Raw genomic sequence first — 15,115 nt, forward strand, 5'->3', positions numbered from 1 at the left:
TCGTGCATGAGGTCCTGGGTCTGCGGCGACATGCGCTCGTAGACGCGCCGGTTGACGGCGATGTCCATCAGGTCGACGGCCTGGTGCAGGCAGGGTGTGGAGGGCGGGCCCATGATGATGTACTTGGCCACCTGCCAGAAGCCCAGCTCATAGTTGACCGCCGCACCGGTGTAGTCGGCGGCGTCGATGGTGCCCTTCTCCAGCGCCGGATAGACCTCGGAACCGGGCAGCAGCGTGGTCCGCGCGCCGATCGAGGCGAAGGTCTCGGCGACGATCCCGCCGGGCATGCGCAGCTTGATGCCCTTGAAGTCGTCGAAGCTTCTCAGCGGCACCTTGGAGTGGATCAAGTTGAGGTCGTGGTGGACGTAGCCCAGCAGTTCCTGCCCCTGCTTGTGATAGAGATCCTTGGCGATGCCGAAGCCGCCGTAGGCACCGAACATGATGTCCCACTGGTGCGGCATCGACAGCCCCATCGGGTAGGCGGTCAGGAACACCCCGGCGGGCATCTTGCCGGGCCAGTAGACGGTGAACCAGTTCTGGCCGTCGAGCACACCGTTGCGCACGGCATCGGCAACCTCGAAGGCCCCGGCGACCGCACCGGCCGGGAACGGCTTGATGGTCACCTCCCCTCCCGTCAGCTCCTGGACACTGTTGGCCCAGGTCTCGAAGGTCTTGTACCCGGTCGTCCCCGGCTGCCAGGAGGACTGCATGCGGATCTGGATTCCCTGCTGGGCCTGGACATTGCCGACCCAGGGGGCCGCGACGGCGGCGGCGGACCCCACGGCGGCGCCTTTCAGGAAGCGGCGGCGTGTGGTGGATTGCGATACCGCCGCGTTCAGGGTATCGGTCGTAGAGGTCTCGGTAGCGGGCGTCTTGGGCGTTTTATCTTGCATGGCAAGGTCTCCTGGGAATCAGGCCACCCTGACTGATGCAGGGTGATATGGCTTGTTGTTCTACCCGTTCTGCCTGGCGCGGCAGTACGTCCCGCTGTTCACAGTAGCCGAGTTGCGTTGGCTGGCCACCGGGGTCGTCAACGCTGAACGCCCCGGCTGACGGGCTCCGCCCCCGTTATCGCGCCGCCGGCCACGCCCCGTGCGGGCTGCTCTGGTCATACCAGTTACCCTGCCAATTCAACCTTTTAGACCAAAGCACGACCTTATCGGGGTTGCCCTTTGCCCCCGCCCCGTCGCCAAGGAGGCAAAACAAGGCGCAAAACCACCCCTTTTATCTCGCCTGCGCCGGTGCGGCCCCGTCAATCGACCACCGTGGGCGCGGCACACCGGCCGGGCGCGGTATACTGCCGCGTATCCGATCTGCCACTATCCACCCTTGCAAAAGCACACGACGAGCGGTCGCCCGACACCGCCTCCGTAGCCACCAGGGAGCGTTACCATGACCCACTGTGCACGCGTCGAGGGCCGCTGCGGTCGCTGCGACCAGCCCCTGCCGTTCGATTTCACCATGGCCTTTCAGCCCATCGTCGATGTCGGCGAGCGCCGCGTCGTGGCCTACGAGGCCCTGGTACGCGGCAACCAGGGCGAATCGGCCTGGCAGGTCCTGCAGCAAGTGAACGACGCGCTGCTCTACCGCTTCGACCAGGCCTGCCGTGTCAAGGCCATCGAACTGGCCAGCCGCCTTAAAATGCAAGCCATGCTGTCGATCAACTTCCTGCCCAACGCCGTCTACGAGCCGGCCGCCTGCATCCAGGCAACCATGGAAGCCGCCCGGCGCCACGCCTGGCCGACCGAGCGAATCAACTTCGAGATCGTCGAGAGCGAGGCCGTTACCGACCGCCAGCACCTCAAGCGCATCGTCGACGACTACCGCCAGATGGGGTTTTCCACCGCGCTGGACGATTTCGGCGCGGGCTACGCCAATCTCGACCTGCTCACCGAACTTCACCCCGACACGCTCAAGCTCGACCGCCAGCTGGTGATGGGTATCGACAGCGATCCACGCCGGCAGGCCCTGGTCGAGACGCTTGTCGCCCTGGCCGACCGCATCGACTGCCGACTGATTGCCGAGGGTGTGGAAACCCCGGCCGAGTCACGCTGGCTCCATCAGGCGGGCATCTCCCGGCAGCAGGGCTACCACTTCGCCCGACCGGCCGTGGAGAGCCTTCCGAACGTCCCCGCCGAACGCTTCAGCGCCGTTCTCGGCGGCTGACGACCGGCGGGGCGCCCGGCGGGTTGCGATGCTCTGGCGGCAAGGCGTCGCAAGACAATGAGCGTTTATATAATTAGCACGCCATGGAAAGTTGCCCGATCAATACATACACTGGTGTAGGTACCAAGAGACCTCCTGGAAAAGAAGCGCCGAAACCATGCTCATGTCACGCTACGTCACGCCGCTCGCCCTGCTGTGTACCGGCCTGCTCGCCTCGCCGTTCGCCGCCGCGACCGACCTCTATTCGCTCAAGGTCAGCAACGACCTGTTCTCGTCCAGCGAGGATGGCCACTACTCCAGCGGAGTCGAGCTCAGCCGCACCACCCTGCCCGAGGCCGACCACTGGTCGCGGCGCTTCGCCGACTGGCTGCCCGGCTGGCAGGCCGACGATGTCGATGCCGTCAGCTATCACCTGGCGCATCAGATCTACACTCCCAACGACATCAGGCGCCGCCATCCACGCGGCGACGATCGCCCCTATGCCGGGGTGCTGCTCGGCGGGGTCTCGTTCTTCGCCGATGAGGAACACGATGGCTGGCGCGAGGCCTCGATGCTCGACCTGCAGCTCGGCTGGGTGGGCCCCGCCGCGGGCGGCGCCGTGCTGCAGGACCGCGTCCACAAGATGACCGGCAGCGACGACCCCAGGGGCTGGAGCCACCAGCTCGACAACGAGCCGCTGCTCGGGGTCGCCGGCAACAAGGCCTGGTGGTGGCAGGACCGGCTGGCCGGGCTGGAGTGGGAGTACGGTCCCAGCACCTCTTTTCAGGTCGGCAACCTCTACGACTACGTGGGCGGCGGTGGGGCGATTCGCTTCGGCGAGGGTCTCGACAAGAGCTTCGGTATCCCCAGCGTCGCCCCGGCCCTGGGCGGACGCCAGGGCTTCCGGGCCGGTGGCGGCTTCGGCTGGTACGGTTTCCTCGGGACCGAGGCACGCTACATGGCCCACAACCTGCTGCTCGACGGCAACTCCTTCAAGGATGGCCCCAGCGTCGACCGGCGCGAGTGGGTGGGCGACCTGAGCGCCGGCCTCGTCGTCAGCTGGGACAACTGGCAGATCGCCCTTACCCACATCTGGCGCACCCGCGAATTCGAGACGCAAACGAGTGCCGACCGCTTCGGGTCGATCACGCTGTCGAAATGGCTATAGCAAGCGCCGCAGCACACCCTCGTCCTGCAGCAGCTTGACGATCGCCTCGGCGCCCTGCTCGGGCGTCGCGTCGGTCAGCACCTGCCCACCACCGCCTTCCGCCTTGGCGGCGGCCGCCTTGAAACGATCCCGCGCCGAGGCGGCCTTGACCACCTTGAGCCGCTTGGGGCGCGGCCGGGCAGGCTCGAGCGTCCAGCCGGCCAGCGCCGCATCGGGCCGCGACACCTGTTCGCTGACGACGAGCCGGCCACGGCGGGCCGGGCCGAACGCGCTCTGGCGGGGCGCCGGCGCCGCCTCGTCGACGGTAATCACCGCCGGCAGGCGAACGCGCAGTCGGCGGCGCTGGCCACGCGGCAGCGCCTGCAGCAACGTGACATGCTCCGGCTCGATGCGCTCGATCTCGGCCAGGCCGGTGACGATCGGCCACCCCAACGACTCGGCCAGCAGATAGGGCAGCAGCCCCGAGCCTTCACCGGTTTCCGCCCGGGTGCCGCAGAGCAACAACCGCGGCGGGGCCTCGCGCAACGTGCTCGTCAACGCCGGCAGCACATCGGCGTCACGCGTCTGCTCGATCAACGTCAGGCCCTCGAAGCCCATACCCAGATAGCCCCGCAGGGCGGTCTCGCTGTCGGTCTCGTGGCGCCCGGCATGAATCAACCGCACGTGGGCCTTGTTCAGGGTCAGCGCCGCCTCCACGGCGCGGGCATCCTGATCGGCCCGCCGGGTCCGCCCGGTCACGGGGTGGCGGCCGACCGAAACCAGCACCGCCACGTCCAGCGCCCCGGCGGCGTTCTTCGTCGTCTCATGCGGCATCACGCTTGCCTCCGTCTTCCTGGCGCGCCTGCTCGACGCGCGTCACCAGTGCCTCGAGAATCGCCGCGCTGTCGCCGATCACGGCCAGATCGGCCCGCTTGATCATGTCGCAGCCGGGGTCGACGTTGACGGCCACCACCTTGTCGCAGCGCTGGATCCCCTGCAGGTGCTGGATGGCGCCGCTGATGCCCACGGCCACGTAGACCCGCGCGGTCACCCAGGTGCCGGTGGCGCCCACCTGGCGGTCGCGCGGCATGAAGCCGTCGTCCACCGCCACCCGCGACGCCCCCTCGGTGGCGCCGAGCGCCGTGGCGGCCCGGTGGTAGCCCTCCCAGTCGCGGATGCCGTTGCCGGCGGCGAGGATGAACTCCGCCTCGCCCAGCGCCACGCTGGCCGGATCGACGGCCACCGCGCCCAGGTCCTCGACCCGCGAGAAGGCCTCCGGCAGGGCCGGCGGCGCGAGCGGTCGCGCCGCATGCACGGTCTCGCTGACCGGCTCGGCACACTCCGCCAGCGCCAGCGCCACCCGCGGCAGGTCGCGCCGGATGTCGAGCGAGCCCGCCGCGCCGCGGCAGGTGGCATGCCAGCCCAGGGCGCTGCCGGCGTCCGGCTCGATCTGCCAGAGTCCGGCGGCCGGTCGCTCGCCCAGCCGCGCCGCCAGACGGCGGCCAAGCTCGCCACCGCCCAGCGCGGAGTCCGGCAGCAGCCAGTGGCGCGGTGACAGCGACTCCTCGATGGCACTCAGCGCCGCGATCCGCGCCTCGGGCGCATAGCCGGCAAGGCGCGGTTCATCGAGGGTGACCAGGCGATCGACCCCGGCCTCGGCGAAGCCGCTCTCGCGGGCCTCGCCGAAGACGATCGCCACCACCGCCCCGGGGGCCTGCGGATCGGCATCGGCCAGCCGGCGGGCCAGCCCCAGCAGGTCGCGGTCGTGGGACGACAGGCGGCCCCCGGCGAGGTCGGGCACCACCGCCACCAGGAACGCCGGCGACTCGATCTCGACACGCTGCCGGGCCGGCTGGCCGTCGCCACGGTCGCCCGCCGACGACCGGCCGGCGCCCTGCTGCACGCCGCTGCGATCGATGCGCTTGATGCCGTTGGGGCCGGTGAAGCCGACGGCATGCGGATCGCGGCGTATCCGGCCGTTGGGGCCCGGCCACTCGCTGGGCGCGGCGCCCTCGCCCAGCTCGGCGAGCACGTCGAGATGCTCGGGGTGCAGACGGTTGCGGGCGATCCACTCCTTGCGGGGATCGCGACGAACGATCTCGCTCATGCGGCCTCCTCCTCGGTGACACGCCGCCGGTCCTTCGCCGGCGCACTCTCGTCCAGCGCATCGGCGACCAGCTCGGCGATATCCTTGACCACGGCGCGGTCCTCGGCCACCACGCCCTCGAGCATGGCGGTGCACTGCGGGCAGCCCACCGCGACCAGATCGGCGCCGGTCTCGCTCACGTCGTTCATGCGCATGTCGGGGATCCGCTGCTTGCCGGGGATGTCGGTGATCGGCGCGCCGCCGCCGCCGCCGCAGCAGCGCGACCGGTAGCCGGAACGCGCCATCTCGACCCGCTCCACGCCAAGGGCGTCGAGCACCGCCCGCGGCGCGGCGTACTCGCCGTTGTAGCGGCCCAGGTAGCAGGGATCGTGGTAGGTCACGCGGCCGAGTCGGCTGGCCTTGAGTGACAGCCAGCCGGCCTCGAGCAGCTCGTTGATGTAGGTGCTGTGGTGGCTGACCTCATAGTTACCGCCCAGCTCGCCATACTCGTTGGCCAGCACATGGAAGCTGTGCGGATCGCAGGTGACGATGCGATCGAAGCGGTACTGGGCCAGGGTGGCGATGTTGCGGCGCGCCAGGCTCTGGAAGGTCGCCTCGTCGCCCAGCCGCCGCGCCACGTCGCCGCTGTCGCGCTCCTCGTTGCCGAGCACCGCGAAATCGACCCCGGCGGCACGCAGCACCTTGACCAGTGCCCGCAGGGTGCGCTGGTTGCGCATGTCGAAGACCCCGTCGCCCAGCCACAGCAGCACCTGGGCCTCGCCGCGCTCGGCCATCAGCGGCAGCTCGAGGTCCGCCGCCCAGTGCAGGCGCGAACCGGGATCGAAGCCGCCGGGATTGTCGGTGGCGATCAGGTTGTCGAGTACCTCGGCGCCCTTGTTCGGCGTGTTGCCGTGTTCCAGGGTCAGAAAGCGGCGCATGTCGACGATGGCATCGACGTGCTCGATCATCATCGGGCACTCCTCGACGCAGGCGCGGCAGGTGGTGCAGGACCACAGCGTCTCGGCGTCGACCAGCGCCGTGCCCTCGCGGGCGACGATCGGCCCGTGGGGGTCGCCGGCGTGCTCGCCGACGGCCTTGCCGGGATACGGCGAACCGGCGTAGGCGGCATCGCTGCCGCCCGCCATGCCCACCACCATGTCCTGGACCAGCTTCTTGGGATTGAGCGGCTGACCGGCGGCGAACGCCGGGCAGACTGCTTCGCAGCGCCCGCACTGCACGCAGGCGTCGAAGCCCAGCAGCTGGTTCCAGGTGAAGTCGGCGGGCGTCTCGACGCCCAGCGGCGCCTCGGCATCGTCGAGATCCAGCGCCTTGAGCCCCGTGGAACGCCGTCCCGGACCGGCCGCGGTGGAGAACCGCTCGGCCCGGCGATGAAAGGCCAGATGCAGGGCGCCGGCGAAGGCATGCTTCATCGGCCCGCCCCAGGTCATGCCGAACACCAGTTCGGCCAGCCCCCAGGCCACCGCCGCGGCAAGCAGCACCGCGACCAGCCAGCCACCGGCGTCGGGGGGCAGCACGCCCACCGCCGGCAGGGTGGCCACGAAGATGCCCAGCGAGAACGCCATCAGGCTCTTGGGCAGGCGCATCCAGGGACCCTTCGACAGCCGCGCCGGCGGGTTGATCCGGCGGCGGGCGACGAACAGGCTGCCCACGAACATCGTCGCGCTGGCCGCCAGCAGCAGCCAGCCCAGCACGCCCTCGGCCAGGCCCAGGCCATGGACGACGATCGCCAGCGCCATGGCGGCGACGAAGCCGCCGGCGGTGGCCACGTGGGTGCTGGACATCACCTTGTCGCGCGCCACCACGTGGTGCAGGTCGACCAGGTAACGGCGCGGCACCGCGGCCAGGCCACCCAGAACGGGCACCGGCGACGGTCGCCCCTGGCGCCACAGGCGAATGCGCCGCACGGCGCCGATCGCCGCCAGCGCCAGAGCGGAGAAGATCAGGATCGGCAGGAGGATATCGAGCATCTCGCTCACCTCGTGTTCGGAACCATAAGCGGAGGAATTCGCTTCGCCACCCTGCATGCCCCTGGGCTGATCCGGCGGCAGGCCTTCGCGAGGGCGCTGTGAACCCGTCCCTGGACGCTACCTTTGCCATCTGACCGCCATGGATGGCGGAAATGCCGGAATGGAAAGGAACACTTTCCGGCCATGGCAAAGGACCCTCGCTACACCCTGCCCCCGGCGCCCATCGGCCTGGGTGGCCAGGACCCTTCCGGCTTCAAGCTCGAGTTAAAAGTCCTTGCAAATCCGCAGGGCATCATAGATCGCCGCATGCGTATTGCGCGGTGCCGTGCAGTCGCCCAGCCGGAACAGCACGAAGCCGGCATTCGGGTCATCGTCCAGCGTGGCCAGCGCGGGCTGCGGCTGGATGGCGTAGAGCGCCTCGAGGTCGACCTGGCCCTTGTTGCGGGACTGCTCCTTGAGCGTGTAGTAGAGCGCCTCGTCGGGCCGCACGCCGTTCTCGACCACCACCTGGTCGACCACCCGCTCCTCCTGGGCGCCGGTGTACTCGTTCTCGAGCACCGCCACCAGCGAGTCGCCCTCGCGATAGACCTTGTGCAGCGCCAGGTCGGAGGTCATGATCACCTCCTTCTCGTAGAGGCTGCGGTAGTACGTCGGGAAGGTGGTGCCCCCCACCGCCGCGCCGGGCTTGATGTCGTCGGTGACGATCTCGACCTTGGCGCCCTTGTCGGCCAGGTAGTCGGCCGCAGAGACCCCGGCAAACTCGCAGATGGAATCGAAGATCAGCACATTCCTGCCGGGCTCCACGGCGCCGCTGAGGATGTCCCAGGTGCTGACCACCAGGCTCTGTTCGCGATCCTCGGCATAGCCCCATTCGGGCACCTGCGACAGGAAGGGCTGACCGCCGGTGGCGAGCACCACGATGTCCGGGCGCAGGTCGCCGATGGTCGCCGCGTCGGCGCGGGTGCCCAGGCGCAGGTCGACTTTGAGGCGTGCCAGCTCGAGCTGATACCAGCGGGTGATGCCGGCGATCTGGTCGCGCTGCGGCGCCCTGGCGGCCAGGGTGATCTGGCCACCGAGCTGGTCGGCGGCCTCGAACAGGGTGACATCGTGGCCGCGCTCGGCCGCGACACGCGCCGCCTCCATGCCGCCGGGGCCGCCCCCGACCACCACGACCTTGCGCTTCGGCCCGTCGCTGGGCTCGATGATGTGCGGCAGGCCCATGTACTCGCGCGAGGTGGCGGCATTCTGGATGCACAGCACGTCGAGGCCCTGGTACTGGCGGTCGATGCAGTAGTTGGCGCCCACACACTGCTTGATCTGGTCGACCTGGTCCATCTTGATCTTGGCGATCAGGTGCGGGTCGGCGATGTGCGCGCGGGTCATGCCCACCATGTCGACATAGCCGCCCTCGAGGATGCGGCTGGCCTGGTTGGGATCCTTGATGTTCTGGGCGTGGATCACCGGCGCACCGACCACTTCCTTGATGCCCGCCGCCAGATGCAGGAACGGCTCCGGCGGATAGGACATGTTGGGAATCACGTTGGCGAGGGTGTCGTGCGTGTCGCAGCCCGAGCCGACCACGCCGAAGAAGTCGACCATGCCGGTGGCGTCGTAGTAGGCGGCGATCTGCTTCATGTCGTCGTGGGTCAGGCCGTCCGGATGGAACTCGTCGCCGCAGATGCGCATGCCCACCACGAAGTCGTCGCCGACCTCGGCGCGCACCGCCTTGAGCACCTCCATGCCGAAGCGCATGCGGTTCTCGAAGCTGCCGCCCCACTGGTCCTCGCGCTTGTTGACGCGCGGGCTCCAGAACTGGTCGATCAGGTGCTGGTGGACGGCGGACAGCTCGATGCCGTCGAGCCCGCCTTCCTTGACGCGCCGCGCCCCCTGGGCGAAGTCATCGATGACGCGCCAGATCTCCTCTTCCTCGATGGTCTTGCAGGTCGAGCGGTGGACCGGCTCGCGGATCCCCGACGGCGACAGCAGGGTCGGCCAGTCGAAGCCGTCCCAGCGCGAGCGGCGCCCCATGTGGGTGATCTGGATCATGATCTTGCCGCCGTGCTTGTGGACGGCATCCGCCAGGTTCTGGAAGTGCGGAATGATCCGGTCGGTGGAGACGTTGACCGAGCTCCACCAGGCCTGCGGGCTGTCGATCGACACCGGCGAGGAGCCGCCGCAGATGGCGAGCCCCACGCCGCCTTTCGCCTTCTCCTCGTAGTACTTGACGTAGCGCTCGGTGGTCATGCCGCCGTCGGTGGCGTAGACCTCGGCGTGAGCGGTGCTGACCACGCGATTGCGGATCGTGAGATTGCCGATCTCGATCGGCTTGAACAGGGCGTCGAATGCCATCTCGGGAACCTCAGCCTGCCAAAGTATGACGGGGAATGACCGTGAAACGGCCGACGTCGCAGCCTTCCTCGGCGGCGCTCTGGGTCTGCTCGGCGCTGGTGCGCAGGTCGCTTCCGCAGGCCTCGAGGATCTGGTCCATGGCGCCGGCGAACCAGCCGGTGAACATGTACTCGACCTTGCGGTTGACCTTGCCGAGCTGATAGACGAAGGCGCTGTGCTCGAGGCGCACCTGGGCGGTGCCGGCCTCCAGGTCGATCGCCTCGGTGATGAAGCGTCCCCAGCCACGCTGGGAGAGGCGCTTCATGTAATGCTCGAACACCGCCACGCCCTCGAGGCCGTGCAGCTCGGCCTCCTTCTCGCACCAGTGCCAGGCGCTCTTGTAGCCGGCGTGGTAGAGGATGTCGGCGTAGGTCTCGACACCCAGCGCCTCTTCCACGGCGACGTGGTTGTTGATGAAGAAGTGGCGCGGCACGTAGAGCATCGGCAGGGCATCGGTGGTCCACACGCCGGTCTCGCTATCCACCTCGATGGGCAGTTCGGGGGCCGTCTTGGTCACGGTTGGGTTCCTCAATCTTGCTGATTGTTATGGCCTTCGGGCTTCGGGCTTCGGGCTTCGGGCTTCGGGCTTCGGTAGCAGGATTGTTCGCAGCTCTCAGCTCTCAGCTCGTGGCTCGTGGCTCGTGGCTCGTGGCTCGTGGCTCGTGGCTCGTGGCTCGTGGCTTATTGTCCCCAGACGTCCCTGAGCACCCGCACCCAGTTCTCGCCCATGATCTTGCGCACCTGGGCCTCGCTGAAGCCGCGACGCGAGAGCGCCTCGGTGAGGTTGGGGAACTCGCCGATGGTGCGGATGCCCTCGGGGTTGATGATCTTGCCGAAGTTGGTCAGGCGCCGGGCATAGCCCTTGTCGTGGGTCAGCCACTCGAAGAAGTCATGGCCGTGGCCCTGGGTGAAGTCGGTGCCGATGCCGATGGCATCCTCGCCGACGATGTTCATCACGTATTCGATGGCCTCGACGTAGTCGTCGACGGTGGCGTCGACCCCGGCGCGCAGGAAGGGCGTGAACATGGTCACGCCGACGAAACCGCCATGCTCGGCGATGAAGCGCAGTTCCTCGTCGGACTTGTTGCGCGGATGCTCCTTGAGGCCGGCGGGCAGGCAGTGGGAGTAGCAGACCGGCTTCTCGGAGGCCTCGATCACCTCGCGGGATGTTTTCTCGCCGACATGGGACAGATCGCACATGATGCCCACGCGGTTCATCTCGGCGACGATCTCGTGGCCGAAGCCGGAGAGGCCGCCGTCACGCTCGTAGCAGCCGGTGCCGACCAGATTCTGGGTGTTGTAGCACATCTGCACGATGCCCACGCCGAGCTGCTTGAAGACCTCGACGTAGCCGATCTGGTCCTCGAAGGCATGGGCATTCTGGAAGCCGTAGATGATGCCGGTCTTGCCCTCTTCCTTGGCCCGGGTGATGTCGGCGGTGGTGCGCACGGGCCGAACCAGGTCGCGGGACTCGGCCATCAGGGCATTGGTCCTGACGATGTTGTCGACGGTGGCCTGGAAGCCCTCCCAGACGGACACGGTGCAGTTGGCGGCGGTAAGGCCGCCCTTGCGCATGTCCTCGAACAGCTCGCGGTTCCACTTGGCGATGATGAGACCGTCGATGACGATGGCGTCGTCGTGCAGGGCTTGCGGGGTCATGGTCGGCTCCGATGGGGTTGGCGTCATGGCCGCAGAATAGCCTTGCCCCCGGGGCGCCCGGCGCTTGGAAGCGACGGGGGAAATTCCAAAAGCGTCATGGGTGTCGCGAATACGACGCTATCCGATTTGACGTCCCGGCCAACGGCGCCATGCCTAGCTCCCCGAACCGGCCATGCCGGCCCCGGGCAGCGTGTCAGGGTGCCGTAACAGCTTCGCGGGTTGACGACACGTCGTTCCTTTTATAGAACGTTCTTTATATAGAACATCTTCTGGAGACATCGACCGTTCATGGACAATCCGTCACTGACTACTCTGGGACGCCATCTACAGACGTTGCGTCGCACCCGCGGCTGGTCGCTGTCGCATCTGGCGGAGCGGGCGGGTATCGCCAAGTCGAACCTGTCGCGCCTCGAGCAGGGCGATGGCAACCCCACGCTGGATACCCTTTGGCGCCTGGCGATACGGCTCGAGGTGCCCTTCGGCGCTCTGGTCGCACCGATCACCGCCACGCTCGGCGAGGACGGCGTTACCGTGCAACTGATCGACCAGGGGCACGACGCGCCGGCCGTGGATGCCTACTGGATGCGCTGCGAACCGCACACCTGTCGCCGCGCCGAAGCGCATTCGCCAGGCACCCGGGAGTACCTGAGCCTGATCAGCGGTGCGCTGGAGGCCGGCCCGCTCGAGGCGATGCAGGCACTGGCCGTCGGCGACCAGTACGCCTTCGCCGCCGATCGACCGCACGCCTACCGTACCGGCGACACCGCCGCGACCTGTCTGCTGACCATCGTCTACGGCGGAGGGGAACACGGATGACCGATAATACCCCGGTCCACCGCCAGCCCCCGGCCTGGCTGACTGGCCTGCGCGAGGCATTGCCACTGCTCGGCGGCTACGTGCCGGTGGCAGTCTCGTTCGGCCTCGTCGCCACCCAGGCCGGCTTCTCGACCACTGAGGTCGCGGCGATCTCGACACTGATCTACGCCGGCGCCTCGCAGTTCCTGTTCGTCGGCATGGCCGCCGCCGGCGCGCCATTGTGGCTGACGGTGGCCATGACGCTGCTGATCAATATCCGCCATCTGGTCTATGCCCCCAACCTGGCACCCTGGCTGACCCGCAGCCGCTGGTGGCCCTGGCTAATGCACGGCCTGACCGACCAGATCTTCGCGCTGGCGCATACCCGCCTGCCGCAGATAGCGCCGGAACGACGCCTCGGCTGGTTCAGCGGTGCCGCCGGGCTGGCCTGGCTGAGCTGGATCGCCGGCAGCGTACTCGGTGCGGTGGCCGGCGAGTGGCTGACCCGCCGCTGGCCGCTGCTCGGCGAGGTGATGCCGTTCGCCCTGCCGGCGCTGTTTCTGGTGCTGTTGGCGCCCCACTTCACGTCGCTGCGCTGGTCGCTGGCGTTGGGTATCAGCATGGCGGCGGCGCTCGTCCTGGCGCTCGGCGGATTCGCCAACGTCAGCATTCCGCTGGCCGCCGCCGCCGGCGCGCTGGGTTTCTATGCCATCGGCAACCGTCCAGGCGGTGATGGCGAGGCGGCCTCATGAGTGCGTCGATGTGGCTGGCGGTGGTGATCGCCGCCCTGGGTACCCTGGCCCTGCGCCTGTTGCCGCTACTCTGGATGCGCCGCCGCCTGCATCGCTCCACCAACGACGGCGAGGGCAGCAACACCCTGCCCCCCTGGCTGCGCCTGCTGGGGCCGCTGATGATCGCCGCCCTGTTCGGCGTATCGCTGATCCCGCAGCGACAGGATTCCGTCGGCTGGTGCGCGACACTGGTGGGTATCGGCGCTACCCTGATCGTGTGGCGACGCACCCGCACCCTGGGATGGCCGGTGATCGTCGGTGTCGCCACCTTCGGCCTGGTGGTGGTCGCGGTCCGGATAGCCGGGTGACTGCTGGTTCGCGCCGGTCCCGGAGACTACCCCTGAAAACGGAGCACGGCTTTCTGCTAACATCACGGGCTCATCGTTTACCGACTAACGATCTTTTGTCGGACAGGACGCCTCACATCGTCATTCGGTTTCCCAAGGAGAGAGAAACGACATGTCGCAACCTCTTGTGTCCCGAACGGGGGCCATCCTGCTGCTGCTGGCCTCGCTCGTCGGGCTCGCCTTCGCCCTCTATGCCTATTTCACCCCGCTGACCGGCGTCAACGGCACGCTGGGCGCCATGGTCGCCATTCTGGCCTGTATCGTGCTCGCCATCCTGGCAATCGGGCTCGCTGCCGTACCGGGGCGCGGAGCCCGCATCGCGCTGCGCGTGCTGATCCTGCTGGGCCTTGCCGGCACCTTCTTCGCCGGCCTCCTGCTGCATCAATGGTGGGTCGCCATCGCCATGGTAGTGGGTCTCGTCGGGCTGATCATCGACATGATCCGCCCGCCCCGTACCACTCGCCCCACCCACGCCTGAGGAGCCGCGCCATGTTGACCACCCGATTCGCCTTGCCGCGTCTCGTCACGGCCACCGCCCTGACGCTTTCCGTGGTTCCCCTGACGGCCTCGGCTCAGGAGCAGTCCACCGCCCAGGAACAGACCACCAGCCAGGACCAGGCGCGGACCGGCACCCAGGCATCCGACTCCCAAGAGCAAACCGCCAACCCGGATCAGGCCGCCACCGCACAAGACCAGGCCAGCGGGCAGGCATCGAACGCTCAGGCCGACGAATCCGTCGGCCCACCGATTCCGCTGGTCCCCGAAAAGCCGACTTGGGACAGCTTCCACGGCCAGCTCAATGCGCAGAAGTACAGCCCGCTCGATCAGATCACGGCCGATAACGTCGGTGATCTCGAGAAGGTCTGGGAAATCCGGGTATCCGGATTAAGTGGTTGATGGGCCTTCCAGCCCCATCCAACCCTTAGTCCTTCCAGAAGGTTGATAGATCGACACCGAAGTTCTTCTCAGGCTCGGGGAGTCCCATGTTGTAGGTCATGGTGGCTCTGCCCAGAAACGGGGATTCCTTGACTTGTGGCGCCTTCTTCTTGTGCTTGGTGGTATAGAGCATCCGGGCTCGCATTACCTCGAACGAATAGCCCCGGCCATCACGGTTTTTGTCCTTGGCTAGGCGGTTTATCGACTACGTGAAAGCGTTGGTGATCGGGATGTCGGTCTCAAAGTAGGTCAGCATCTCTTCACGCCAGCCACTGACGGCGCTGACGAGATCCTTCCAAACCTCCTTCTGCCCCTGAGGGATGTTGTCAATCCAGGTGGCGAGAGCCTGTTCGGCACCACGCCGATTGGTACAGTCCCAGATATGGTAGAAGCGCTCCTTGTGCTCGTAAGCCGCCAAGAGCTGGGGGGAATGCTCCTGTCCAGGTCTCCATGATGAGCCGTTCGCGGTCTGAAACGTCGTGAGCGCGCTTCAGCAGGATTTTCCGGTCACCTTTGAGGGTCCGGCGCTGATTGGGCTTCAACTCCTTCCTTAGGCCTTTGCGGATCTTCTCTAAGGCCTCGTTGGCCATGCGCACGACGTGGAACTTATCGACCACGATACGGGCCTGTGGCAGCACCGTCTGGAAGGCGCGGCGGTAGGGCTTCCACATGTCCATGCTGACGATCTCGACCTGGTGGCGGTTGGCCATGCTCATGAGGCGTCTTGTCACCCTCTCTTGCTGACGACCGGGTAGCAGGTCCAGCAGGGTGCGCTCTTCCAGATTGGTTAGGATGCAGCAGAGCCCTTGGCAGCAGTCGTGCATCAGGAACGT

General features: G+C 67.5%; 14 protein-coding genes and 1 pseudogene. 7 read left to right on the plus strand and 8 right to left on the minus strand.

The features are described 5' to 3' along the window. Positions 1-893 (minus strand): TRAP transporter substrate-binding protein DctP (gene dctP, locus ACTCB7_RS04300; protein WP_463005676.1); only part of this gene is annotated, 893 nt, incomplete at its 3' end. Positions 894-1,392: 499 nt separating this feature from the next. Between dctP and ACTCB7_RS04305 the strand changes: the two genes are divergently transcribed. Beyond that, entirely contained in the window at positions 1,393-2,166 is a 774-nt protein-coding gene (locus tag ACTCB7_RS04305; RefSeq protein WP_463005677.1) for an EAL domain-containing protein, read from the plus strand. Between the two features lie 157 nt (positions 2,167-2,323). Then, positions 2,324-3,313, plus strand: coding sequence for a lipid A deacylase LpxR family protein (locus ACTCB7_RS04310; protein WP_463005678.1), 990 nt, complete (start codon positions 2,324-2,326; stop codon positions 3,311-3,313). On the opposite strand, the gene etfB is transcribed toward ACTCB7_RS04310, so the two are convergent. From etfB to ACTCB7_RS04340, 6 genes are all read right to left on the minus strand, one after another. Beyond that, entirely contained in the window at positions 3,308-4,126 is an 819-nt protein-coding gene (gene etfB / locus ACTCB7_RS04315) for an electron transfer flavoprotein subunit beta (RefSeq protein WP_463005679.1), read from the minus strand. The two genes, ACTCB7_RS04310 and etfB, sit on opposite strands and share 6 nt — an antisense overlap. Next, positions 4,116-5,399 carry an electron transfer flavoprotein subunit alpha gene (gene etfA / locus ACTCB7_RS04320; RefSeq protein ID WP_463005680.1) on the minus strand — a complete coding sequence of 428 codons (1,284 nt, stop codon included), beginning with the start codon at positions 5,397-5,399 and terminating at the stop codon, positions 4,116-4,118. Before etfA ends, etfB begins: the two co-directional genes overlap by 11 nt. Continuing rightward, positions 5,396-7,366, minus strand: coding sequence for a (Fe-S)-binding protein (locus ACTCB7_RS04325; RefSeq protein ID WP_463005681.1), 1,971 nt, complete (start codon positions 7,364-7,366; stop codon positions 5,396-5,398). Before ACTCB7_RS04325 ends, etfA begins: the two co-directional genes overlap by 4 nt. Before the next feature lie 264 nt (positions 7,367-7,630). Next, positions 7,631-9,715: a dimethylglycine demethylation protein DgcA gene (gene dgcA / locus ACTCB7_RS04330; protein ID WP_463005682.1), complete on the minus strand. Its 2,085-nt coding sequence runs from the start codon at positions 9,713-9,715 to the stop codon at positions 7,631-7,633. Between the two features lie 10 nt (positions 9,716-9,725). Continuing rightward, on the minus strand, positions 9,726-10,271 hold the full coding sequence (locus tag ACTCB7_RS04335) for a DUF5943 domain-containing protein (RefSeq protein ID WP_463005683.1): 546 nt from the start codon (positions 10,269-10,271) through the stop codon (positions 9,726-9,728). Between the two features lie 164 nt (positions 10,272-10,435). Then, positions 10,436-11,413, minus strand: coding sequence for a dipeptidase (locus ACTCB7_RS04340; RefSeq protein ID WP_463005684.1), 978 nt, complete (start codon positions 11,411-11,413; stop codon positions 10,436-10,438). Positions 11,414-11,701: 288 nt separating this feature from the next. Between ACTCB7_RS04340 and ACTCB7_RS04345 the strand changes: the two genes are divergently transcribed. The 5 genes from ACTCB7_RS04345 (at position 11,702) to ACTCB7_RS04365 (ending at position 14,243) form a co-directional block, all read left to right on the plus strand. Further along, a complete protein-coding gene (locus ACTCB7_RS04345) occupies positions 11,702-12,229 on the plus strand; it encodes an XRE family transcriptional regulator (RefSeq protein ID WP_224420021.1) in 528 nt (175 codons plus the stop codon). Then, on the plus strand, positions 12,226-12,960 hold the full coding sequence (locus ACTCB7_RS04350) for an AzlC family ABC transporter permease (RefSeq protein WP_224420022.1): 735 nt from the start codon (positions 12,226-12,228) through the stop codon (positions 12,958-12,960). Before ACTCB7_RS04345 ends, ACTCB7_RS04350 begins: the two co-directional genes overlap by 4 nt. Next, the gene (locus tag ACTCB7_RS04355; RefSeq protein ID WP_224420023.1) at positions 12,957-13,307 is read left to right on the plus strand and encodes an AzlD domain-containing protein; all 351 of its coding nucleotides are present in this window, start codon (positions 12,957-12,959) and stop codon (positions 13,305-13,307) included. Before ACTCB7_RS04350 ends, ACTCB7_RS04355 begins: the two co-directional genes overlap by 4 nt. Before the next feature lie 151 nt (positions 13,308-13,458). Further along, positions 13,459-13,824, plus strand: coding sequence for a hypothetical protein (locus ACTCB7_RS04360; RefSeq protein ID WP_224420024.1), 366 nt, complete (start codon positions 13,459-13,461; stop codon positions 13,822-13,824). Positions 13,825-13,835: 11 nt separating this feature from the next. Then, positions 13,836-14,243 carry a hypothetical protein gene (locus tag ACTCB7_RS04365; RefSeq protein ID WP_224420025.1) on the plus strand — a complete coding sequence of 136 codons (408 nt, stop codon included), beginning with the start codon at positions 13,836-13,838 and terminating at the stop codon, positions 14,241-14,243. Between the two features lie 25 nt (positions 14,244-14,268). Here the strand turns inward: ACTCB7_RS04365 and ACTCB7_RS04370 are convergent. Further along, positions 14,269-15,079 (minus strand): annotated as a pseudogene (locus ACTCB7_RS04370) (ISL3 family transposase); the annotation flags it as partial. Positions 15,080-15,115: the final 36 nt, after the last annotated feature.

The sequence above is a fragment of the Modicisalibacter sp. genome (genome assembly GCF_055145905.1).

Bases quoted from the DNA above. Each gene is read 5' to 3' on its own strand.
- etfB (WP_463005679.1), bottom strand. From the start codon at position 4,126: ATGCCGCATGAGACGACGAAGAACGCCGCCGGGGCGCTGGACGTGGCG.
- ACTCB7_RS04340 (WP_463005684.1), bottom strand. From the start codon at position 11,413: ATGACCCCGCAAGCCCTGCACGACGACGCCATCGTCATCGACGGTCTC.
- ACTCB7_RS04325 (WP_463005681.1), bottom strand. From the start codon at position 7,366: ATGCTCGATATCCTCCTGCCGATCCTGATCTTCTCCGCTCTGGCGCTG.
- ACTCB7_RS04350 (WP_224420022.1), top strand. From the start codon at position 12,226: ATGACCGATAATACCCCGGTCCACCGCCAGCCCCCGGCCTGGCTGACT.
- ACTCB7_RS04355 (WP_224420023.1), top strand. From the start codon at position 12,957: ATGAGTGCGTCGATGTGGCTGGCGGTGGTGATCGCCGCCCTGGGTACC.
- ACTCB7_RS04360 (WP_224420024.1), top strand. From the start codon at position 13,459: ATGTCGCAACCTCTTGTGTCCCGAACGGGGGCCATCCTGCTGCTGCTG.
- ACTCB7_RS04345 (WP_224420021.1), top strand. From the start codon at position 11,702: ATGGACAATCCGTCACTGACTACTCTGGGACGCCATCTACAGACGTTG.
- etfA (WP_463005680.1), bottom strand. From the start codon at position 5,399: ATGAGCGAGATCGTTCGTCGCGATCCCCGCAAGGAGTGGATCGCCCGC.
- ACTCB7_RS04305 (WP_463005677.1), top strand. From the start codon at position 1,393: ATGACCCACTGTGCACGCGTCGAGGGCCGCTGCGGTCGCTGCGACCAG.
- ACTCB7_RS04310 (WP_463005678.1), top strand. From the start codon at position 2,324: ATGCTCATGTCACGCTACGTCACGCCGCTCGCCCTGCTGTGTACCGGC.
- ACTCB7_RS04365 (WP_224420025.1), top strand. From the start codon at position 13,836: ATGTTGACCACCCGATTCGCCTTGCCGCGTCTCGTCACGGCCACCGCC.
- dgcA (WP_463005682.1), bottom strand. From the start codon at position 9,715: ATGGCATTCGACGCCCTGTTCAAGCCGATCGAGATCGGCAATCTCACG.